At 35.6% G+C, this 24,897-nt stretch carries 15 protein-coding genes, 1 pseudogene and 1 riboswitch; of the genes and pseudogenes, 4 read left to right on the forward strand and 12 right to left on the reverse strand.

Features of this window, described 5'->3' with window-relative positions:
* Positions 1 to 13: 13 nt before the first annotated feature.
* Both NAG76_02135 and NAG76_02140 read right to left on the reverse strand, forming a co-directional pair.
* Positions 14 to 799 (reverse strand): hypothetical protein, encoded by a 786-nt coding sequence (locus tag NAG76_02135; GenBank protein ID URN95080.1) that lies wholly within the window; start codon positions 797 to 799, stop codon positions 14 to 16.
* A gap of 464 nt (positions 800 to 1,263) precedes the next feature.
* A complete protein-coding gene (locus tag NAG76_02140) occupies positions 1,264 to 2,985 on the reverse strand; it encodes a hypothetical protein (protein URN95081.1) in 1,722 nt (573 codons plus the stop codon).
* 452 nt (positions 2,986 to 3,437) lie between these two features.
* On the opposite strand from NAG76_02140, the pseudogene NAG76_02145 reads away from it, so the two are divergent.
* Positions 3,438 to 4,214: pseudogene (locus NAG76_02145) on the forward strand (recombinase family protein).
* 135 nt (positions 4,215 to 4,349) lie between these two features.
* Complete coding sequence (locus NAG76_02150; GenBank protein ID URN96743.1) at positions 4,350 to 4,871, forward strand: zinc ribbon domain-containing protein; 522 nt, start codon at positions 4,350 to 4,352, stop codon at positions 4,869 to 4,871.
* A gap of 584 nt (positions 4,872 to 5,455) precedes the next feature.
* Here the strand turns inward: NAG76_02150 and NAG76_02155 are convergent.
* From NAG76_02155 to NAG76_02170, 4 genes are all read right to left on the reverse strand, one after another.
* The gene (locus NAG76_02155; protein ID URN95082.1) at positions 5,456 to 5,767 is read right to left on the reverse strand and encodes a hypothetical protein; all 312 of its coding nucleotides are present in this window, start codon (positions 5,765 to 5,767) and stop codon (positions 5,456 to 5,458) included.
* Positions 5,768 to 6,330: 563 nt separating this feature from the next.
* On the reverse strand, positions 6,331 to 6,663 hold the full coding sequence (locus tag NAG76_02160) for a hypothetical protein (protein URN95083.1): 333 nt from the start codon (positions 6,661 to 6,663) through the stop codon (positions 6,331 to 6,333).
* 5 nt (positions 6,664 to 6,668) lie between these two features.
* Complete coding sequence (locus NAG76_02165) at positions 6,669 to 12,896, reverse strand: hypothetical protein (GenBank protein ID URN95084.1); 6,228 nt, start codon at positions 12,894 to 12,896, stop codon at positions 6,669 to 6,671.
* Between the two features lie 50 nt (positions 12,897 to 12,946).
* The gene (locus NAG76_02170; GenBank protein ID URN95085.1) at positions 12,947 to 15,010 is read right to left on the reverse strand and encodes an Ig-like domain-containing protein; all 2,064 of its coding nucleotides are present in this window, start codon (positions 15,008 to 15,010) and stop codon (positions 12,947 to 12,949) included.
* A gap of 663 nt (positions 15,011 to 15,673) precedes the next feature.
* A riboswitch (cobalamin riboswitch) is annotated at positions 15,674 to 15,873 on the reverse strand.
* 527 nt (positions 15,874 to 16,400) lie between these two features.
* On the opposite strand from NAG76_02170, the gene NAG76_02175 reads away from it, so the two are divergent.
* Complete coding sequence (locus NAG76_02175) at positions 16,401 to 16,850, forward strand: site-specific integrase (protein ID URN95086.1); 450 nt, start codon at positions 16,401 to 16,403, stop codon at positions 16,848 to 16,850.
* A gap of 187 nt (positions 16,851 to 17,037) precedes the next feature.
* Here the strand turns inward: NAG76_02175 and rlmD are convergent, their stop codons facing one another.
* The 4 genes from rlmD to NAG76_02195 all read right to left on the reverse strand — a co-directional run bounded on the left by rlmD (position 17,038) and on the right by NAG76_02195 (position 22,084).
* Complete coding sequence (rlmD, locus tag NAG76_02180) at positions 17,038 to 18,465, reverse strand: 23S rRNA (uracil(1939)-C(5))-methyltransferase RlmD (protein ID URN96744.1); 1,428 nt, start codon at positions 18,463 to 18,465, stop codon at positions 17,038 to 17,040.
* A 1,556-nt stretch (positions 18,466 to 20,021) separates the two neighbouring features.
* Positions 20,022 to 20,933 (reverse strand): diacylglycerol kinase, encoded by a 912-nt coding sequence (locus NAG76_02185; GenBank protein URN95087.1) that lies wholly within the window; start codon positions 20,931 to 20,933, stop codon positions 20,022 to 20,024.
* 13 nt (positions 20,934 to 20,946) lie between these two features.
* Positions 20,947 to 21,783, reverse strand: coding sequence for a cobalamin biosynthesis protein CbiX (locus NAG76_02190; GenBank protein URN95088.1), 837 nt, complete (start codon positions 21,781 to 21,783; stop codon positions 20,947 to 20,949).
* A gap of 10 nt (positions 21,784 to 21,793) precedes the next feature.
* The gene (locus tag NAG76_02195; protein ID URN95089.1) at positions 21,794 to 22,084 is read right to left on the reverse strand and encodes a YerC/YecD family TrpR-related protein; all 291 of its coding nucleotides are present in this window, start codon (positions 22,082 to 22,084) and stop codon (positions 21,794 to 21,796) included.
* Positions 22,085 to 22,350: 266 nt separating this feature from the next.
* Here NAG76_02195 and NAG76_02200 point away from each other — a divergent pair, with 266 nt between their 5' ends.
* On the forward strand, positions 22,351 to 22,938 hold the full coding sequence (locus NAG76_02200; protein URN95090.1) for a hypothetical protein: 588 nt from the start codon (positions 22,351 to 22,353) through the stop codon (positions 22,936 to 22,938).
* Between the two features lie 286 nt (positions 22,939 to 23,224).
* Here the strand turns inward: NAG76_02200 and NAG76_02205 are convergent, their stop codons facing one another.
* Entirely contained in the window at positions 23,225 to 24,220 is a 996-nt protein-coding gene (locus NAG76_02205) for an inorganic phosphate transporter (GenBank protein URN95091.1), read from the reverse strand.
* A 23-nt stretch (positions 24,221 to 24,243) separates the two neighbouring features.
* Complete coding sequence (locus NAG76_02210; GenBank protein ID URN95092.1) at positions 24,244 to 24,861, reverse strand: DUF47 family protein; 618 nt, start codon at positions 24,859 to 24,861, stop codon at positions 24,244 to 24,246.
* Positions 24,862 to 24,897: the final 36 nt, after the last annotated feature.

Below are 24,897 nucleotides of genomic sequence, written 5' to 3' on the forward strand. Positions count from 1 at the left end.
TAATTAAGTTTTACTAGTTCGAATCCTTACTTATCTTGTAAAGTACTAAAATTGCTTCGTTACTTAATATTTTTCTTTTGATTAAGAAATCATGAATTAAATGTAGAATTAATATAATAACTAATACACAATATAAAAAGACTACTATAAACATATAGAGAGAAAACCCATTAAATATTTGTTCTATAGTAAAAATAATGATTGTAAATAACAAATGAAAAAAACATACTAGAGAGAGAGAACGTATTAATGTGATCTTAGACAGTAAAACTTGAAGCTTTGAGTAATCTTCTTTATTTGCGTACAGATTCGCCCATCTATAAAGCGTTAACCATAAATTTTTAGGGTTTATATTTCCCCAATCTATTAACTGTTGATTATTTAAATACTGCTTTACATATTTCAATAGTTTAACATTTTCACTGAATATCATTTTCTTTTGATAGAAATCCTCTGAGGATAGAGCAATACTTTTCTTCTTACTCTTTTTTTCTGCTCTTCTAAAGTTTATTTTCTCTATACAACTGATACATGTACTTGAAATAGAATTAAATAAATTTCCTGAAATGTAACTGAGAACAATGATTACCGCTAGAGTAAATAAATTATTATCTATGACTAAACGATTGATAAAATAATCTTTTTGAAATATTATTTTTGTACTAAACAGGTCTACTAAACCTTCCACTATATCACTACTAACAATTAGAACAACCGAAACCCACGTTGAAAACAAAAAAATGAAACCTGGAATAAAGATTCCTATAAAGTCGTATAGATAATCCTCCAATTTTTCCATATATACCTCCACAATTGTACTGATAGTTTACTCTCTAATTTTTTATACACAGCAACTAAGTATTTATTAGACATTGTTTTAATAAGTTCATTAAAATAAACAATTAAATTTCCTAATTTTACATCTAATTCATTATTAACTTATTTTCGTTTTTGTACAATAAATATCTTACAGTTCTAATAATAAATTAATATATAAATACTAATCTAAAAATGTACATGTATATCCTTACATTTACAATTTAAATGTTTGTAATGCATATCTATCGACTAAAACTCCCTCTGCAATCCTTTGTATCAAATCTATATTTTCAATATCTACCGCTTGGTGCCTTTTACTCATATATTCTAGAAATTAATTGATATATTGGTACTGACCACATTTATTATCTCACCCCTTCTAAAATTTCTAATGGAATGTTTTCTCTATTTTAATTTTCCACTTCAAAACTTAATTTTAGTTAGTTAATAACTCTTAATTTTTTTGAAATACTTCAAAAAATTTTCAAATGACATAATATTCACTTCATGTTCGGTATCATATGTCCCATCTAAAAAATGAGGATACTTATGAGTGATATATATATTTATATCATCAAACTCACTATTAAAAACATCTTCCATTATCCGCTTACTCTCAAATATAACTTTCTTTAATCTACTTAATTTCTGTAAATCCTTCTTGGCTTTATCAATAGATTTAGAAACTTCAAATAAACTCCTTTGTAAATCTCTATTCTTCAATTCAATAATGTACAGTTGATTCTTAACGATAAAATAACAATCAACTTCTTGCGGCAAGTCTTTCTGGTTTTGAAAAATGTGCTTGCATTTATTATTGTTATTTAATGAAAAATTAATCTCACCTATTAAATTACGCTCAACTATTATATCCTTCAAATAATGTAAACCTATTTCATTGAAGTTCTCTTTTACTAAATTATTAAGGCTCCTATTCAAGTTAGTATCTAACTCATTCTTAAGGATTCTATATCTAAAATAATTTGACGCTTCTAGTAACATTTGGTACGAAACTAAATAAAAACTAGAAATCTTTATTATTGGTGTTCTGAATATTCTATTATTACTAAAAACTTCTTTAATTAGAGTCTCCCTTTGCATAGACTTTAGAGTTAAATCATTTAGCAATTGTTGAACGACTTCTTTTTGTTGTTTAGATTTGTATTGAATATCTCTAATAAGTGCCTCCTCTTCAATAAAAGCAGCCATTGTTCGTGTTTCTAAAAACTTTTCATCATAATTAAATAAATAATCTTCTAATAAGAAAGGTGAATATCCTCTCCTCTTTTCAAACTCTTTGAATATATAATTTACTTCCGCACTACTAATATTTATCTTTTCTTCACTAGCATTTTTCATATAGTCTCTAAAGCGTATAGCAAAAGGTTCCGAAACTATAAGATGATTATCAATAATACGAATAGAGCTGCCTGATTTATATATAAGTGAATGATTACTTTTTAGTTGTTCAATGTATAATAGCAATCTTACATAAACTAATATCTCCATCAAATTCTCCGTAGAATTAATATTTTGGGCATTGAACTCTGCATCGCTATTCAATAATAAGTGAACTAAAAACTCCATAGTTTTCTTTTCAGTACCTATAAAATTAGTAGCTTCATCCTTGTAATTATCCATAACTATACTTAATGCTTCTGCGATGAGATTCATTTGGTTAATATCAACACCCCCTGACCCCCAATTATTAGAATGTATGGACAAATAACTCAGAATACTAGCGTTTGTATAAAAAATTTTTAGTAATTGTTCTTTTGAATATATTTGTAAATTACTAATAATTTTCTTAATTAATTTATCGGATAACATTTTCAATACAACTAGATTATTTTCTTTTATCGAAATATCAATATGGTCCGGTAAGAACAAAGCCTCTATTTCTTGTCTCTCTAAATCATCAAACTCATCCTCGACACTAGCAATTTCCAGATTTTTGTAGCATCCAAAATATTTTACTAATAAGTTCTTTGCTTCATCATGAATTTGATTTTTAACTAATAAATAGAGGGTATTCTCAAATAAATAAGTTAAATACTCATCTGCTCTACGTTCTGCTTCAATAATAGGATCATAGTTATTATCATCAGATTTACTTAGAATAGTAGATTTAAACCTATCTAAATCTATATACCTCGAAAAGTCCATACCAATTTAATCTCCTTAATTACATAACTTATTATTTTGTATCAAAATCACTATTGATAATATATTCAACATAAATCACCAATAACCTCCAATTTATTACATTTTTTATTTTATCACACCTTCTCCTTCCTTTATATACCTATAGTTTATCTCCACTCAATAACCATGTATAATTAGCAACAACTAGAAGAATTTTTAATTTCCTGTAAGAAATCCTAGTTGTTTGATAAATTTCACAAAATTTTTTTCTATGAATTTAGAAGGCAATAATCGATTTATTTGAGAAAATGATGAATATATCTATACATTTCTTTTTTCCTACAAGAGTTCCTAGCTTAAATTAATTATTTTTAAAATTAATAGTTTTGAAGTATGGTTAATAAAAATAAGCAAATAATAGATAGCACCACAACATCTCCGATAAAAAGGAGATAAATTGAATGAAATGAGCAGTGTATATTCGTGTATCCACGGATAAAGAGGAACAAAAAACATCACTTGAAAACCAACAACGCTTCTTTTATGACGTCATTGCTGAAAAAGGGTGGGAGCTGTATCAATTCTATGTAGATGTAGAGAGCGGAACATCATCGAAAAAGCGAACCCAATTGCTTCAATTAATTGAGGATGCGAAACAAAAAAAGTTTGATGTGATTCTATCGTAGGAGCTTTCGAGGTTAGCGAGGAATGGAAAACTTTCGTATGAGATTAAAGAAATTGCCGAAAATAATCGAATTCACATTATTACGTTCGACAATGCGATAAATTCTATGGACAATAACAGCCATATGTTTGGGCTATATGCATGGATTTATGAACAAGTATCTCAACGAACCTCGGAACGTATTAAGATTGCTCTCACCACTAAAGCCAAGCGTGGAGAATATAAGGGTTCAATTCCTCCATACGGATATCGTCTAGAGAATAAGGCATTATATCTTGCAGATGATGGATCACCAGAAATTGTGAGATATATCTATTCGGAATATATCAATGGCGTCGGCTTTGATAAAATCGCACGTTCACTATCTAAAAGGGGAATACCTACTCCCTCTACAGTTGCTCAAAAATCAAATGCTTCAAAGTATTGGCATGGCTCAACTGTTAAAAAGATACTAAGTAATCTGCATTATGTAGGGGATCTCGTTCAAGGCAGAGAAGAGACGATTAGTGTAACGTCTAATATTCGAAGAAAATTGGATAAAGAAGCGTACATTGTTATTCCTGATACACATGAGGCGATTATTAAACGAGAGGTATTTGAACTCACTCAACAGTTAATGCTTGAGCGTCAAAGGAAGCGTCCTAAATCAAGTCCGCATCTCTTTACTAACTTTGTGTTCTGTTCAGATTGCGGATCAGGCATGTGGTATCGCTCTAATCGTAAAGGCTACTTATGTGGTTCGTATTCGAAGCATGGACGGATTGCTTGCTCTCATCACTTTGTCCGTGAAGTGCATCTCGAAGAAGTAATTTTAACTAGGCTAAATAAAGCAGCCGAACGTCTCAAGAATGTTGACCATAATAGTGAACGAAGCGTGCTGACAACGGAAACCTTAAAGCAATTGCATAAGAGCATAAAAGAGGTTGAACAATCCCTGCTCGAAATAACAACAAAAAAGAGAAAGTACTTGACATTACTTTCTGAAGATGTACTGACGCATCCTGAGTATCGAGAAGCGATGGATAGCTTACATGAAGCGACATTACATTTAAACATAAAAAGGAGTGAGCTAAATCGCTCACTCCAACTGATTAAATCTAATGTAAATTCTCATGTTCATGCTTTTCTAGAGCAGGCACCTTTTAAGAAAGTAACCAAAAAGCAGTTAGCTACTTTTGTAAAGCGGATTGAAGTAAATGAAACAGGTGAGTTTATTACATAGTTTCACTCACCATTCATTTAGTTATTTTTAGGTTCACCTGTATAAACTAACAGCGAACAGCACTCCACATGCCCCGTATGCGGGTGAGTTAGCATGTTGGATTAAGTATGGTTAAGTAGGAAAAAGCCTGATGCATCAGGCTTTTTCGGGTTCGTAATAGGTTACAGTATGAGGTAATATGTTGGTTAGTGTTAAAGTTTAACACCAACTTCGCACCAATAATCTAAATTTTTTATTAATTGAAAAGTAAAAAAAACATTTATTATGAACAATCTAATTTGTTCTGTAACCTCGGTAACATCCAATCTGAATAACCTCAATTACGGTTAGTATTTAAAATAAAGAGCCTCGCAAACTATATCAAGAATTATTTCATCAAACTCTTTCTTCGAGATATTCATTGACGATAAGAACTTCTTGTTCTTTTTATAGGAATTCCACAAAAGTTTTTTATCCGTATCATCTAATTTAATTTTATATAAAAGATTTAATAATGCGATTATTAAATCTTTATGTGAGGAACATAAAACTGCATTAGCTTTTCCGTTACCTTCAGAAATAAATTTGATAAAATCTTCTTCATTTTACTTTGGTTGCAAACCTAATATCGGATTTACAAGCAATTTTGTTGATGCTGACATCAAATTCACATAAGCTCCTAATTCATACTGCTGAGCTTCGGGCATTTGATTATAATCTAATCCAAATGATTCTATCTTTTCAATCATTACTGAGATCGGTAAGTGTTTTTGTTCTACTTCGTCTTTTAAAATGACTTTGTAGCCTGGTTCCGACCAGAAAACTTCTCTTATTAATCTACCAAAAAAATTCCGACTATCATCCTTATATTTCGAAAGTCCATTCTCAATAAAACCCTCCATTTGATTATCGAGCAAAGGATCACTTAGTCGTACTAGTGTCCTTGTAAAACATCATAACGTTACTACATGTTATGGTATTATATCAAACATACGTTTTCGCCATCAAACAAAAAAAGACACCTTTAGGTACCCAAGCCCAGCTTTGCTAATGCTTTTACGTCTCTTTCCAAGGATTAATATAAACAATAGACCGATTACGTTTGTCTCACATATGGGCAATTTCAAATTATAGAATTGCGATAAACTTTTGGTCAGGTTGCCTTCTCAGTGTCTATATCGAGATAGAGTATTGTACAGTTGCGATGGATTTTGAAGAAAGCCGCAGAAAACGAAGCTAACAAAAAACAGGTCAATCATGGTAGTACCTGACCATAATCGACCTGCTTGATGTATCGGCATAGCAATATTTAAGTTACAAATTCAAGCGTTAATGTACGCACAACAAATTCGATAAATCTTTATACGGATACTACATGGGTTAGATGTGTTATTGGTTGAATGATGAGTTCATTCGGCACTGGGTAGCCCCCGTCAAAAAAAAGCCCTAAAGAAATGAACTTTAGGGCATGGCACCTTAGTTATAACGATTTGGGAAACAACTCCAAATATGTTCTGTACCACTCATGGCGATGTGCTTTAATTAGGGAAATCACCTCATTGAAGGCAATTCCTTTTAGTTGAGATAACTTTTCATAGTTTATCTGTTGTGTCGCTAGCCAAATTTGACCGACCGACTCTCCGCAGCTTCCTGCAATCATCTCATCACAGTTGCTTTCATTTGAGACATTGATTAAGAAATCCACTGTCTCATCATCTTGGAAGTTTTCTCCCAATGCAATCACTGCATCATCTTTTTCAGCATCTGATGCCGTTGGGTCAACTACTATTTGAAATAGTTTTTCCTTGTTCATACCTATCACTTCCCTAATGGAATATGCGTTCCAACACTCTTCCCACCCGTTTGCCCTGTAAACGGATTAATGTAAGTTCCTTTATCATCTAACCGGGCATCGAAACGTGGTTGATTGCTTCCTGCCTCCAATCCTTCCCTTGTACTAGCTTCGGGTTTTATCTTCAGTCTCCAACTAAACGTTCCATCGGCGTTTTTTATTCCCCATTGCTCGACACCACCTGCAGTATCTTGTCTTACCCAACCTTTTCCTTCTGCCCAAGACCTTAAGTTAGCAATGTTATCTGCTAATTTGCCAGTGTCTTTGACTATAGCTTTTCCCGCACCCTTAGTTTTTCCCCCATTTATTATATCTAATTGTTCTTGCCTTAAAACATCACTTGAATTTGCAGCATTCTTATTTGTATTAATGCCTGGCCTTGCATTAGAATTATTTTTCCCGGTTGCTGGAGTAGTGTTTCTAAAATTAAAACTTACTGCTCCACCTCCACCACCGCCTCCTCCTGCACCTTGGATAAATTTATGTCCACTAGGATCGATGTAACGCAATGGGTTATTCGCAACATACGAATAAAGATTCAAACTTAACGGATTATTCAGTTCCCCTTCATACGTATCTTTATTAATAAAACGTCCAATACTTGGATCATACCAGCGTGCACGTAAATACTGTAATTGAGCATCTTCATCCCAGTATTCTCCAGAATACTTGAACAGGTTGTCTATCGTTTCACTTGAGCTAATAACGTCTCCCCACGTATCATACTCGTATTCGTTTTGAAGAGCACCGTTCTCATCTCTTATTTCTACTACATCTCCATGTCCATTAAATGTGTAGTAACTCCTTAATCCTCCTTGATCCTCTCTCAATACAATTTGATCATGAACCAGATAACTAGATTTTTCTGTAACTTCTCCATTACTGCCTACAATACCTTCAGCTACAATTTGATTGCCATCATAATAATACCTAGCCTTGACTCCACCTTCTTTTCTTTCGACCAGCAAGTTATCTCCATTATAAGTATATTCAATTATGTTCCCATCACGTATAACTTTAATTAATCGATCCCACTCATCATATTCATATTCTGCATTAACCAAATCTAATGGTACTGTGCTAGATAATGTACTTCGATTATGTTGTTTATCATAAGTGTATACTTCTTCAAATTCAGATGATGTATCAATGCGATTTAACTCATCATACGTATAAGAATTATTCTTTACCGGATTAGAAACAACATTCACAATATCAGTTATGTTTTTATTATCATCATATGTGTACTGATATTGATTCGCAACGTTTTGGTTAATGGTATGCTTTAACGATGACATTACTCCATCAGAATTGTAATAACTTGTTTCCATTCCATTAGCTTGACTACGTGTTGAAAGTCTTCCGAATGCGTCATACGTATATCTCTCTGCTTGAGCTTGATTCCAGTCAAGACTAGTAACTCTTCCTATTGAGTCATACGTATACTTAATCTGATCACCGAATGGCAAAGTAACATTCAATCGTTGCATCGCTTTATCATACGTATAGCTTATCACTTTTTCATCTGGAGATGTTACAGATATTAACTCCCCGGTATAAGTTTGATATTCATATTTTGTTACACCAGTTTGATCGGTCATGGATAAACGTTGTCCATTAGAATTATACGAAAAGGAAATCTCTTCAGTAGGTCCGTTCTTCTTCAGTAATCGATTTAAACTATCATATTTATAGCTAAACACTTGCCCGTTGTTATCAGTTTGTTCTAACAAGTTACCAAGGTTATCATATTGGAACGTCCTAATAAGTCCGCCTTTGTCTGTATTAGAAATCATACGACCTAATGAATCATATTCTTTTTCTGTGAAAGCCCCATCTGCATAGGTAACCTTAGTTAAGAGATTGTTTCCATTATATTGATATGTCACACTCTCTCCTAACGCATTAACAACTTCTATTAAATTACCTAATACATCATAATTATATTGTGATAGATTCTGCTCCGCATCAGTTGTTTGAACAACAGCATCACTTACAGGATGATAGCTATTAGTCTGAACTATCTTGGATGTATTATCTAAATACTTATGCTCCCTAACTTCTATAACTCTCCCATATCTATCGTATCTTTCAGTTTTCCCATTTTCAATTATATTTTGTGCTGAACGTGCCGTTGTTGTCAATTCACGATTTGCATCGTCATAATCAAATATATGCGCCACTCCATTTGGAAAAACAGTCAGGTCTTTTCTATTCCATTCATCATAATGATGGATAGTTTGAGCATCCCTAGTGTCACGTATGCTCTTCACTTGACCATTCGCAGTGTATTCGTAACTAACTAACTTACGATATCCCTCTTCTGCTATTACCCCTTGTTCGACTTCCCATCCCAAACCATTCCAACGTGTAATAGAATGCTGATTAAGTGCGTCGGTAACTGTAACTTCATTTGCTATATCATCATAGTTAGCACGAACTGAGCTTGCATCTGGCGAATTGATTTGTATGATTCGATCTAATTCATCATATTGATAAGAATACTTATTTCCTCCACCATCTATATAGTCTAACAAATTCCCAGTTACTGAATCATACACATATGACGTAAGAATTGTTGGTATGTCTTGGGAATCAGTTTTAATTTGAGATAAGAAGCCATTTATATACCCTAAATTGTGCGTTACGATATGATCTGAATCGCTAACTATAACTTTTCCTATATTACCATTTGAGTCAATATTAAGTGAGTCAATTTGTTTTATGACTTCGCCAGTGGAGTCATTATGCTTCATTACCTCTTGAATAACAGTGCTTTGATCATTATACGTGTATTCACTGTATAATTTTTCATTTGTATTTGCAGGTACGGTTACAGACTTTAATAGTCTGTTAGTAGGATAGTACGTATAATCAGTTGTAAATCCTTTAAAATTGATATGTTTTGTTTTATTTCCATAGTCATCGTACTCAACATTTTCTACTAAAGGGTCGTTCGTTAAGTTATCACTGCTTGTAATAGTGGTCGGTATTGTAACAGCATAGGTATTACTCCCAACCTTCTTATTGTACTGATAGGTTGTACGCTTCTCTTGAGTTCCAACATTATTTTTCTGTTCATTGAGATAGTATTTGTTCCCAGTAGTAGAGTCCACATAATCCTTAAAATAAGTATGAGTAGATATGATATCGTCATTAGCGACTTCAGTTGTAATTGTTAAATCACTATTATAAGACTGACCAATATCTGTAGTTCCATAGGAATAATTATATTTATTATAAATATCAAAATTACTGTTCTCATACTCAATTCGATCTTGTCTAGCAGTTATTTGATAATACTGATTCAAGGAGTCAGAACCTATATATCTATTGATTGGTGTTGTTTCATACTGATAATCTGTTATTGCACCAGTAGGATGCACAACAGCTGTCAATAGTGTATAGGGATTCTTAACAGCTCTATCTGGTCTATTAGCAATTAAATTAAAAGATGCATCTTTTAATTCATATTGGTATGACGTATTTCTTCCAGCTACATCAGTTACTGATGTTAGAACTTCAATTCCCTCTTCCACTGTTTTATGATATACCGTACTTTGATTATTGTAGGTAACACTCACTTTGTTATCAGCATAAGAGATTCTAATGACGTTTCCTATGTTATTGGATATTTCAGAAATTAGTTTTCTTTTATATACACTATGCTGGTCATATTTGAAATCAACATAATTATTATATGCGTCTGTCATTCTAAGCAATCTACCGTCACTATCAAAATATTGGGCCCATGTCCCTTGCACATTGGTTAAACGATAGGCTGATTTTTCATTATTTACAGTAATCGTAGTATCGGTATGTATGGACAAATCATTCCATTCATAGTCTTTTAATGTTGTACCCGAAACTTCATATGATCCTCCACCTTGAAGATGAATAAAATTCTTACCGCCATCATTAGTCATATAAGGTAAATCCCAAGACCATCCTTTACCAATTGGATATAACCTCTCATTATTCGACATTTTTGTATCATTATAATATGTGTAATAATAAGAACCTGGTATTGATTCAAAACTATAATAAGCATTTGGAGTGTTAGTCAAAAACAAAGCATATTGTTGTCCGTTTTCTTCTATACTACCAACGGGTGCACCAGGGCTACTGTTTATTAAATCACGCATACTTTTCGCATCAGCTTCAGAATTATGTAGTGTGGATCTAACTCCGTTAATCCCTGTACTAGCTATTACATCTATAGAGTCTATCCATTTCGTATCTATTGCATCTACTACTCGGACATAAGAATTTCCTTCAGTTGTCCACTCACCTGGTCTAAAATCACCGATTTTCGGAATAACCACTGTTCCACTGTAGTTTTGTTGATATTTCCTTGTGTCTACAGCAGGTTTTGTTACTGTTCCAGAATAATTTGCAGAATATTGTTTGGTACATGTCCATCCTGCTGTTCCTGGGGATGTGCAAGCTTTAATTGTTTCTGTTGTCGTTCTATTTAGAGTCCCTGTAAAGCCCCCACTACTGTATGGCATAGTCGTGTAACAAGTATTGGTTGCTGATCCTGTTGCTACCCATTGCCCATCAGCTCCATACTTACCAGGAATTGAATTAGGACATGTGCCTGTCGCTGTTTTACTTTCTGCTGCTGTATAGGAACCAGAAGAAACATAGGACGACCCTGATTTTGTTAATGTTCCAGAGTAACCTTTTGAATCAGAATAAGATTTTGATATTGGAAAAGAATTAGTTTTACTCTCTTCAGATGTTCCAGTCGCTTGTCTAGTAAATGCCGTTAAAGTAGTGCTACTTAATGCAGTTTGAGCAGCTGAAAGAGTACTATATCCACCTACAATTGTATTAAAATTACTTGGAAATGTGATAGAATTATAATCCCCTATACCGTCCTTGTTTCTATCATATTCAAAGTAGTAATAGGTTTTATACTTAGCTTCATATCTTTTGGTAATTAGTTTCTTGATTACATTAAAATATACATTATAGCCATAGTTTTGATTCAGTTGTGATTTTGTAGTTAGATCGTATTGCTGAGATTCATTTGAATCATAAGTTCGAGTTAATGCAAAGTTCAGTCCATTTAATCCAGGCATGATCACATCTGTACTGGAAAGGCTTAATGAGCCTGATAAAGGAGAAATAGCTTCGTTAGTTGATGTAGCCATATATGGAGCTTTCTGAAAAGAATTAATATTGTATTCTGGCTCCGGCATGTCGAATTCTAAAGTAGAACTCTTCAAAAGTTCAGTAATCTCTTGATCTTGCCCAGTTATTTCTTCTTTTAGCTCTTCACCTTCATTATTATTTGAATCTTCTATATTTTCTTCATTATTGGTTATTTCCTTCTTAGAATCCTGATTAATTAAATCTTTATTTTGTACAAGTATTGATGGCTCGACAATTACTGATGCCCCTTGTAATTCGTCTTCATGTTCTTCTTTTTCTCCTACTTGTTCTTGTCCCTCTTGCCCTTCTTGTCCTTCTTGTGCTCCTTGTCCCTCTTGTCCTTCTTGTCCTGCTTGTCCCTCTTGTCCCTCTTGTCCCTCTTGTCCTTCTTGTCCTTCTTGTCCTTCTTGTCCTTCTTGTCCTTCTTGTCCTTCTTGTCCTCCTTGTCCTTCTTGTCCTTCTTGTCCTTCTTGTCCTTCTTGTCCTTCTTGTCCTTCTTGTCCTTCTTGTCCTTCTTGTCCTTCTTGTCCTTCTTGTCCTTCTTGTCCTTCTTGTCCTTCTTGTCCTTCTTGTCCTTCTTGTCCTTCTTGTCCTTCTTGTATAGAGTGTAAGTCTAGCATTTCAGACGTCATATGCGGTGCATCTACTATGATCACATCTCTAAGCTTCTCGTCCAGTAAAGAGTTATTGATACTTACCTCGGAATTTTGAGATAATTTTTTTTCCTTCGTGAAAAGATATTCCTTTACTTCAAAGTAGGATAGGTTCTCTTTCTTCCCAAATTTGAAAATATCAAAGATTTCATTTAATGAAAGATTATCACCAAGTTCACTTTCTATAAAAGAAGTCGAAGCATTATATTCATTTATTAAAATATCAAGTAATAATCGTTCTTGCTCGTTATAATTCTGCTCCGAGCTTACATCAGAGTTTGACAGTTCTTGTGCCTGAACACCGGTTAACGAAACATATTCTAAACAGAATGATATTACAAGAAGTAAACATATTAATTTACTTAATATGGTCTTTTTCATTTCTATTTCTCCTTCTGTATTAAGTTTTTTTTATTACAATCCAACCAGCTTTACTCGATTTGAGTTAGTTTCTTAGAAAGCATATTTCCATTGGGATCATAGCTGTAAGATACTTCGTACTTTTTGCCACGAATACTAATAATCTCCTTCATTAACAAGCCCGCTGGTGAGTACTCATAATTCCGGATATCTTTATAAGAACCAATTTTACGTATATCAAATGAGTCAGAAGTTCTGTTATACTCCCATGCAATGAGTGAACCATCCGGTTTAAAACTCATTCCCCCAAGATGTGAGTTCCCTATTGATGTAAACTTACCGTCTGTCACTAGGCGTGGAACCCCCAACCCTCCACCCCAGCTATAGAGAGAACCTCCCGTATCAATTGCGGATATATATATTGCGTAGTCACTGAACCGTCGACCTACTGCAACATCAAAAGATTTAATATTTTCCAATACTTTTCCAGTCTCGTAATCTGCATAGATATATTCAAGAACTACTAAATAACCTTCCCCATTTCCTAATTCACCAGAACCATTTACACCTTTGGCAATCATTCTACCATCTTCTAAAAGTATAATTGTATTAAGTGCGGTTGCCTGAATATCTTTAACATTTATTATCGGATTATTATACATATCCGTTTCAATTAATCTCGGTATAAAAGTTGGCAGATCAATTTGCATACCAAAAATTTTCCACTGATTACCCCAAAAATAAGCTGTTCCGTCTGCCTTTAATGCAACTGAATGATACGCACCTGCATCTGCATAGATTACATCTTCGAGATAAGTTTCACCTTCATTTTCGGCTGCCAACACAAGTACAGGAACGGGACTATCTACCCAATTATTACCACCATCACCCAATTGACCGTCCTCATTTAATCCCCATGCAAAAACGTTTCCATCTGAGGTAACAGCTAAATTATGATCCCAACCTGCACTTATGGAAACAATGTTATTCAAAAATCCCTCTCCATTTTCTCCAACTACTTGAACTGGTGTATTTCGAGATTCGTATGTGCCATTACCTAACTGACCCTGAGTATTGTCTCCCCAAGCCCATACAGTACCATCTGATGCTAATGCAAGTGAATGACTTTCTCCTGCACTTACTGAAATGATTTCCTTATTCGCCAATGGTTCAATTAATGTTGGAAGTTCATCATACAATGAATTATTATTCTTCCATTCCAACACTTGCTTATTGGCATTAATAATTAAAGAATGATTAGTTCCAGCCGAAATCTTTTTATGATAATAACTACGATCTATTTCATCTATAGTTGAAATTGTATTTACATTGCTTCGTGCAATTGATAGATTCGAGTTTAGTACATACTGAAGGTCAATTTTTTCGTTGAAATCTTCTCCTATTAGACCTTGAATTGCTCCTTCAGGAATCTCAATTCTCAACTCACCTTCTTGTTGTTCTTTGGCCTTAATCTTAATCTCCATACTCATCCCGTGTACTGTTGATTCAACTTCAACAATCTCATCATTTATGGTTCCTCGGATGTCACTAAAATGTTTCCCGATAACAACGTTCTTGTTAAATAACACTTGTATAGGCTCAGAATCATTTGACATGGTGCCTGGAGACTCTGGCAGTACTCTTACCGCTGTTAAATTCAGGTCACGAAGTAACTCCGTTGTAAAGAAATTCTCATAATCCTGTTCCAAATATTCATTGGCTTTAGAACTAACACTCTCTCTTTTAACTGTAACTTTATAAGAAGCCGATGAGCCTAAGCTTGTTGTTGGATCAATCAATAACTTATTCCCTTCTACTGCTTTCATGGTTTCTATTACAGTTCCGTTACTTGTAACAGATATTAGTTCAGAGTCTTTCAGCAATAATTCTTTATTAAAAATAATAACAATAAAACTTTTAGCTCTCATATTTACTTCATCATCTTGTGGCATCATTCCTAAGACTTTTAGAGAGTTATCATTATTACTTACAACTTTTTCCGATAATGTTTCATTTTTCGTAGGACTAGTAAACTTTGTACTTTGTTTCTCAGTTAGTAATGGCTTTGCACAAGCTACTGTAATTATTGACAACATGACAGCTAATGAAAGCAAATAAATAAATTTATTTTTCATACATTCTTCACCCTATTTTAATTTTTTTCTTTTAATAATGATTGTTTCTTGGGATCTTAAATTTTCTTTCCTTATTTTAGATAATTTTTAAGTGTCTAATAAAATAATAAAAAACCGATAAAATACTTTCTGAGAATTGAAATCAATATCTTGAAGAGAGTAAGCTGGAACAAAATTTTATAAAAACATCCTTGGTATAGAAACTCTAATGGTGTAACAATCAATTGATCTCCAATTATGGAAATGGAAATCTCATTTCTTAAATTAACTAATTCTTTTTTGATAATTGTAATTAAGTTAAGATCATACCTTCTTTAATCTCCCTATAGAAGCTCACATTAAATGAGGTATCAATGGGAACGAATTGAATACTATCTTCATTAGTATTAATCATTTTTTAACTATACTGCTTGCACTTACTATAGTATCTGAAATCAATGAAATAATACCGTTCAGGAATAATACCTTTATTTTATGCTTCAATTCTCTGCCCTTTCATTCTCATTCTTAATCACTGTTTAATCTTCTGTATGTTTTCAAAACATGAATAATCAGAAACACATAAAAAGGCCATCTTTCAAAATTGAAAGATGGCCACTAATGTGAATGCTGAATTAATCAGCAGACATAGAAAATATGCACCCTCCTCCCATCCTCGTGGGGAAAAATAAAATCATTACTGGCAGGTCTCCTGGCTTGCATCATCGCAACTTATTTCCTTCCCGTATTAGTCAAAAAGTACAGTGGATATATAATAAGTTACTCCGCTTTACAGTGGCGGGACCGCATCGGAATTTAACCGAACTTCCCTTTTAAGTTACTGTAACAGACTATACAGTAACACCATTAATGAAAAATATTATGTTTTTAATTAAATCCTAACTAAGGTACCATATTATAGTTATAATAACAATATTATTATTTGATTAATAGTTAATATCCATAGATAATGTATTTATATTTCTATTATTTATGTTTTTATTATATTTTTTGAATTGACACAATCTAAAAAGAAATTCGACAATTATAATTCATTTAGCTTAATCTCCAACTGGATCGAGTCCTATCTTAAGATTATCAATTGGAGTAGAGTCAGTACGCTATAATTCTAATTCACACACATATCCATTAGAAACATGTAAATTTACAAGTATAGGTACACTTTCTTCATAAATAATCATCTCTAAGGGAACTAGAATATTGGTAAAATACGATTCTACTCTTTGGGAAACCTCTATATCAATTGTCTTACACCCAATCCAAAAATAAAAATCCTTTCTACTATTTCATTAAATCAGATCCATAATAAAAATTAAATACACTTCCTCTGTAAGTTGAATTTTTTGAACCTAGTGGCGTCATTGAAATCTCGCAAAGTATGATATACGCCGTGAAAGGAGTAGTAATCGTTAAGCATCCAAAAACAAGAAATTCCATCCGAAAAGTTGCTTTACCGAATTCAATGCTTGTGGAAATGAAAGAGTACTACGCTTTTCGATTAAATGAGCGCAAAGAAATGATTGACGAATGGCAAGGCGGAAATTGGTTCTTCATGTTCTCCCATTCCAATGGACATCCTTTCCATCATGAGCGACCTTATCTTTGGTTTAGACAATTCATTAAGAAAAATGATTTCAGATATATCCGATTTCATGACCTGCGGCACACCTCGGCTACAATCTTGATTAATCAGGGAGTTCACGCTAAGATCATCTCTGAGCGCTTAGGTCATGGAGATATTTCCACAACGATGAACATATACGGTCATGCATTGAGATCAGCTGATCAAGCTGCTGCTGATAAATTTGAATCGTTATTTAAAAACAAACCTTCTGAATGACAAAGATGACGCTCAGGATAAACAGTTCCTAAGCGTCATCTTTATGTTCTTATAGGTTGATCTCCGGTCAATTTTTACATCAATTTTACATCAACGCTAGTTTGTTGAGGCAACAGTATTACCAATGTTAATGACGCTGCACACCATCAGTAAACCCAATGTACATAAGGGATTACAGACATCTGTACTACACTCTCTCCAACCACGTAACTACTTCAACATGCCCCGTATGCGGGAACATGTCTACTGGTGTTACTTCCATCGTTCTATAGCCACCATCTTCGAGCAATCTCAAATCCCTCGCCAACGTTGATGGATTACAACTTACATACACTACACGCTCAGGACGAATTGCAAGAATCGTATCTAGTAGCTCTGCATCACAGCCTTTACGAGGTGGATCGACTACGATAACATCTGCTTTCATCCCTTTTTTCTTCCATCTTGGAATGACGATCTCTGCAGGTCCCGCTTCAAACGTAGTATTTTCTAGTCCATTCAACTTCGCATTACGCTTAGCATCTTCAATCGCTTCAGGCACGATTTCTACACCGTACACATGACCAGCATTACGAGCTAGGAACAACGAGATGGTACCAATTCCACAATATGCATCGATCACTTGCTCTTTACCTGTTAATCCCGCATATTCAACTGCTTTACGATATAGAGAAATCGTCTGTTCAGGATTCACTTGATAGAATGATCTAGCTGAGATTGCAAAGCGAATACCATCTAACTCATCATAAATGACTTCGCTACCCCAGATCACTTTCGTCGTTTCACCGAAGATCGCATTCGTAACTTTATCATTCACATTGTGGACGATACTCTTCACATTCGGAATACGTTTACGAATATGTTCAATCCATTCAGGTTGACGTGCAATACGAGAAGTATTCGTAATAAGTACAACCATTACCTCACCAGTAACTACGCCGATACGTGTTACAACATGACGCAATATACCTGTTCCCGTCTCTTCATCATATGGCAACACTCGCAATTCTCGAGCAATTTCCTTCACTTGATGTATGACTTCATCATTACGTTCCTTCTGAATCATACAATCTTTCATATCGACAATACGATGACTACCCTTAGCATAGAAACCACCGACTAGCTCTTCACTACTCTCGCCTCTACCAATTGGCACAGCAGCCTTATTACGATAACGCCAAGGATTATCCATACCTACCGTTGGATGTACAATCACTTGATGTTCTGTAGACGTTGCATCGCCTTCCGCGCCAACTTGTTGTTCTCCCGTTACTTGTAGCTTACCAATACGAGTTAAACTATCGATAACATGCTGACGTTTCCACACTAACTGACCTTCATAATCAAAATGCTGTAGCTGACAACCACCGCATTCTTTATAGATTGGACAAGGTGGTTCTACACGTTGCTCACTTACATTTTTGAAAGCTGTCACTTTAGCATAGCCGTACTGCTTTTTGGACTTCAATATCTTCGCTTCAACTTGCTCACCTGGCAATGTGTTAGGAATGAACAATGTATATCCCGCACTTGTACGTCCAACACCTTCTCCATCATGAGTTATTCCAATGATATCTGCTTGCACCGTTTCATTCTTCTCATGTAACGTTGACAAGTTCTTTTTATTAGGTCCACGACGTGTATGACTATTTTTCGCACTTTCTGCTACTTTAGTTGCCGGTGCAGAAGCAATTTTCACAGTACCTTTAGCTGCTACAGGACGCTTCGGCTTACCATTTTGAGCAGATATATTACGCTCAGTATAGTTACTGCCTTGCGCTTTTCCACGAGAGCCTGTACTTTTCGCCGACTTACCACCTTTAGCATTATTAGATGGCTTCGAACTATTGGAATACTCACCGTCTCGCTCACTAGAACGCTCGCCATATTTACTTCCGCGTCCACTTGTGCCATTCACTCCGCCACGCTCAGCATATTTACTACCTTGTTCAGCCATTCTGCTCTTACGCGCAGCACTACCGTTAACACCAGCACGCTCGGCATATCTACTACCTCTTACAGCGGATTGCTCTCCAGATTTACTTTCACGCGTACTCTGACTAGTACGTGATCCAGGACGATCAGAAGATTTATCTGCCTTATTAAATTGTGGTTTTCTATTGCTAAACTTGTTCCCCATAGTCTTTTTTGATTTCATCATTACGCTCCGCTCTAATTATGACTACCTTTTTTGCACCTTGTATCAGTTCAATCACAGTCCGCTTTTTGAACTTCTTCTATTACATTGAGAGTTCAAATCAGTTGCTTGTCAGCACCAAGAAGATGCCATGAAGCTAGTGACGTGAGGAGCGCAACGTACGTTATTGGTACGTGAGCACCACAGCAAACGATGAATGGCATATTCGCAGCCGAATATACTACGTCAGCTTAACATCGTGATCACAAGTAGCTGATTTGAACATCCTCTTCAACTATAAGTTCAAATCAGTTACTTGTCAGCACCAAGAAGATGGCTTGAAGCTAGGAAACGAGAAGCACAATGTACGTTATTTGTACATGCGCATCGCAGGCTTCCGATGAAAGCCATATTCGCAGCCGAGTATGCTACGTCAGCTTCACATCGTGATCACAAGTAACTGATTTGAACATCCTCTTCCAATCTAAGTTCAAATCAGTTGCTTGTCAGAAGATGCCATGAAGCTAGTGACGTGAGGAGCGCAACGTACGTTATTGGTACGTGAGCACCACAGCAAACGATGAATGGCATATTCGCAGCCGAATATACTACGCCAGCTTAACATCGTGATCACAAGTAGCTGATTTGAACATCCTCTTCCAATATAAGTTCAAATCAGTTGCTTGTCAGCACCAAGAAGATGGCTTGAAGCTAGTGACGTGAGGAGCGCAACGTACGTTATTGGTACGTGAGCACCACAGCAAACGATGAATGGCATATTCGCAGCCGAATATACTACGCCAGCTTAACATCGTGATCACAAGTAGCTGATTTGAACATCCTCTTCCAATATAAGTTCAAATCAGTTGCTTGTCAGCACCAAGAAGATGGCTTGAAGCTAGGAAACGAGAAGCACAGTGTACGTTATTTGTACACGCGCATCGCAGGCTTCCGATGAAAGCCATATTCGCAGCCGAGTATGCTACGTCAGCTTCACATCGTGATCACAAGTAACTGATTTGAACATCCTCTACTTAGCTGTATGTTGATATGCCTGTCTCGTCTTTATATATCTCAATATGAGACGGCAGTATTTCAAATGTTCCTGGCAATGTTCCGCCGTATTCTCCATCCAAATTCAATTGTACCTTATCTGGTGATTCTACTGTTAGGCGGTTTGTCCTAAAATGCTCAACATGATTATCACCAAAATGCTCACCACGCAAAGCCAATGATACTAAACGGATAAATTCTGCCAGATTACATTTACGAATGAGTAATACATCAAACAAACCATCATCAAGCTTGGAATCAGGTGCTAATCGCTCAAACCCACCTACTGAATTACTGTTGCATATTAAGAACAACATGAACTCGCCAGTAAATGTACCTACACCTTCCGCTTCAAAAGTTAACTCTGTCGGACGTAGATGTACCATCTTCTCCATGCCCTTCAAGTAATACGCTAACTGTCCGATCATCGTTTTCAACTTTATCGGCACATCATAGGAGAGTTCCGTTAAGAAACCTCCACCTGCGATATTAATAAAGTAGCGTTCATTGGCTTTTCCTACATCAATTGGCACAGAATATTGATTAATAATAAGTTCACATGCATATTCCCAATGCTTCGGAATCCCCATTGCACGGGCGAAGTCATTCGTTGTACCTACTGGCACAATGCCAAGCGGTAACCTATTTTCCTTGCCTGCTAACCCATTAATCACTTCATAAAGCGTACCATCGCCACCTGCTGCAATAATTAGATCGTAGCCACCACGTTCTAATAACCGTTCCACTTCTAAAGTTGCATCACCTTCACCAGTCGTTGCATGACAAGTAACCTCGATGCCGCCTTCATCAAGTTTTTGCAATATATCTGGTAATCTGCGTCGCATTTCTTCTCTACCCGACGTAGGATTATAGATTAATCTAGCTCTCTTCATCGCAATTCACTCCTCACACGTTACACATACTAATAAACCTTCTATATAATAACTTTGCCATCTCAGGATGTGGCAATAATGTTTCACCTGTATATACATAGTCTAGCCCAGATAGACGTGAAGGAATCAAAGTTCGTGTGAAATAACCAGGGCTAATAAAAATCGGTAATACAATAACTGATTTCACTTGGTCCAGTGCTTGCATTTGTTCTAAATGTGCTTTGGACTGCTCTGGTAATAATGGCGCATAATCCATTGCCGCAAAGGAAACACCGATACTTAGTTTATCCATTAGCTGCTTCATACCCTTATCCCATAGCTGATAGAAGTAATCATAGCTACTACCATGACCTAGTAGTAATACGCCCTCATGACTTGGATTATGACTCAACCTTTGCAGTTGTTGCTGCAAAATAACAATAACCTCAGGATCATCGACAATCGGTTCATGAAAATCCACATGTGCTTGTACGTCAAATGGCTCCAAATCCCCAATAAAATCAGACACGGGTTCAAATCCGAATGCTTGCTTAATTTCATCTATATGTGAACTACCATATGAAACAAATAAAGGCATTACATGAATATGTGTAACACCTTCTTGTTCCAATGCAGTTATGCCGTCTTGTATAAGTTTTCCTTCTACCAATTCCAAATAAGATGCATATATTGGAATAGACGGACTCTCTTTGCTTGCATCTACATGTTGTTGCATACTTGTCTCGCTACGTTCTTCACCTAACAAATACTGCTTGAATAGTACTGTTGCCTCACTAACGAGTTCCTCAACTTGCTTTACCCAAGAGACTTCACGCGAACCATGACTAATAACTAATATGCCTGGCTTCATAGGTAATCACCTATTTCTCAAGACGATCTAATGCTAATTTATAACCATCGTTACCATAATTCAGGCAACGTTTAACTCGAGAAATGGTAGCTGTACTCGCACCAGTCTCAGACTCAATCTGATTATATGTATTTCCATTACCAAGCATACGAGCTACTTCTAGTCGTTGTGATAACGATTGAATTTCATTTACTGTACACAAATCCTCGAAGAAAATATAACATTCTTCAACATCCTTCAATGTTAGAATAGCTTCGAATAATTGATCTATTGATTTATCGTTCAATTTTTTTAATTGCAAAGGGATCTCTCCTTAAATTTCAATACTACTCGATATATTACCATGAAAATAAACATACATCGAAAGTATAGATTTACAGTCTATTTCTACTATTGTAGCTTGTTTGTTCTAATAGTTCAAACAGTACCGTATTCACGCGTTAAAGAATAGAAGCTTATCCTGCCATATACCCAAATATTCAACAAAACTCTAGGCATATATCCAATCCATATAAATGCCTATTTCATATAATGTACGAATCATAATAAAAAAGGTTGTGATTCAAAGTGAACGCTTCTCCACATGGACAGAATTATGCATATCGAAGAAATCCAACTCGAACGATTCATGCATCAACCTTTCAACCTCAACAATTCGGTCATTCACATGGCTATACTGTGATTCCGAGTCAACATAGTGGATATTCAACAACTTCGAATATTCAAAATGCTACTTCAACTTCGCAAGTTACTCTACCAGTTGCAACTACAACAGATGTAGCTGCAGCTCCTCCAAAACCTAATAGTAGTGGATTTAGCTTAGCGAGCTTGACGAAATATGCCAATGTTGATGAATTGAAAGGTTTAGTAGATCGTTTTGGTGGACTTGATGGTATTCTTTCAACCGTTACTACCGTACAAAAGGTTGTCAGTACCGTCGGTCAAATCGCACCAATGGTTAAAGTATTTGCAGGTACGATGGGAAAAGGAAACAAAAGTGCTGCTGCAGAAACAACCACCACCCCTGCACGTCGTCGTTCGACAACTAATCGAACAAGACGAACTAGAACGACCAATAGTAACAGAAGAACGACCTCAGCACCATCAAGTAGAAAATCCACTCCGTTAATGAAGAGACAAGGTGGTAATCGTTAATCTTTCAAAGTACCCCCAACAAAAAAGTATCACTTTAATCAGATTTTTTCTGATTGAAGTGATACTTTTTATCGTACAACCTATAATTGAAATACCTCTTATAACGAAGGTTCAATAAGCGGGATTCTAGAACCGAGAAGATGGAGCGCTACTTGTGGAAGGAGGAAACGCAAGTGTACATGGTTGGTACACGCGTACCGGACTTCCCAAGTTCGCTTCATATTCGATGTCGAATATGCTACGAAACCCATTCATCGTTATCAAAGTCTGCTTTTTGAACTACCTCTTACAGGAATAACAAATCATAGATCCAGAAGATAACCATCGACAACAACGCCGTAATCGGAATGGTAATAAACCAAGCAATAACGATTTTACCCGCTACGCCCCACTTCACTCCTGAAACACGCTTAGCACTACCAACACCAAGAAGTGATGAAGTAATAACATGAGTTGTACTTACAGGAAGATGTAAGAATGTTGCTGTAAGAATAACCATTGCAGAACCCATATCCGCAGCAAAGCCGTTAATAGGTTCGATTTTGAAAATTTTTGTACCCATTGTTTTAATAATTTTCCAACCACCTACGGAAGTCCCTAATGCCATTGCCGTTGCAGCAGAGATTTTAACCCATAGTGGCACGTCTGTAGTATCTTGAACACCTGCTGCAACTAGAGCAAATACGATAATCCCCATTGCTTTTTGTGCATCATTCGTACCATGTGCGAATGATTGGAACATTGCTGTAACGACTTGCGCCGAGCGAAAACCCTTGTTAATATTATGCGGGTTAGATCTTGCAAATATTCTCTTAAGTAGAAACATTATGATGAAACCTATAGTAAAAGCAATAAGTGGAGACAGAATTAATGCTTTCAAAATATCTAAAAATCCTGCCATATTTAAACTATTGAAACCTGCACCTGCGATTACTGCGCCTGCTAGTGCCCCAATTAGCGCATGAGAAGATGAGGAAGGAATTCCAAACCACCATGTTACTAAGTTCCAAATAATTGCACCTATTAGCGCACAGATAACGATTTCAACACCAAATTCTAGTTTTGTTGGATCAGCAACACTACCGCCGATTGTTTTTGCTACTCCTGTAAACGTCATAGCACCTATGAAGTTCATACTTGCTGCCATTAGAATGGCAACACGCGGCTTAATAGCACGAGTAGAGATTGAAGTTGCAATGGCATTCGCTGTATCGTGGAATCCATTTATAAAATCAAATGCTAAAGCCAAAAATACAACACTCACTAATACGTATATTTCCATCTATCTGACCTCTGCTCTCTCGCTTAGCTGTTACGCATCACGATAGTTTCAAGTGTATTTGCTACATCTTCACAGCAGTCAGTTGTTTGCTCAAGACGCTCATAGACTTCCTTACGCTTAATTAGCTCGATCGGATCCTTAACATTTGCAAATAATTGAGTTACACTTACGCGAAGCAAATCGTCACCTTCATTTTCAAGACCATGAATCGCAATGTTATGTTCACGGATTGGAAGAAGTTTCTTAACAGAAAGTAAATTAATAGCGCTCTTGATTTGATGTGCAGAGCGAACAAGAATATCAGCAAATGCTGTTATATGATCATCTTTTTCAGTGATATGATACATTAAGAAACGTGTGCTTGTTGCTTCAAGACCGTCCATCACATCATCCAGGGAAGTTGTCAAAGCCATAATATCTTCGCGCTCAATTGGTGTCATAAACACTTTATTAAGTTCACTTAGAATCGTATGTGTATATTGATCACATTGGCCTTCATAATCTTTCATACGCTTTACAAATGTCTCTACGTCAGAAAGATCAGTAACACCTTTCGCGAAATATTCCGCTGCTTCAACTATAGTATCAGCCATTTCTTCGAAAGTACTAAAGAAAATATCTTTTTTCGGTTTCTTAAACATGTCAATCCCCTTATCGGCTTTAAGATAGTAGCATAC

Source organism: Candidatus Pristimantibacillus lignocellulolyticus, assembly GCA_023639215.1.
GTDB lineage: Bacteria > Bacillota > Bacilli > Paenibacillales > Paenibacillaceae > Pristimantibacillus > Pristimantibacillus lignocellulolyticus.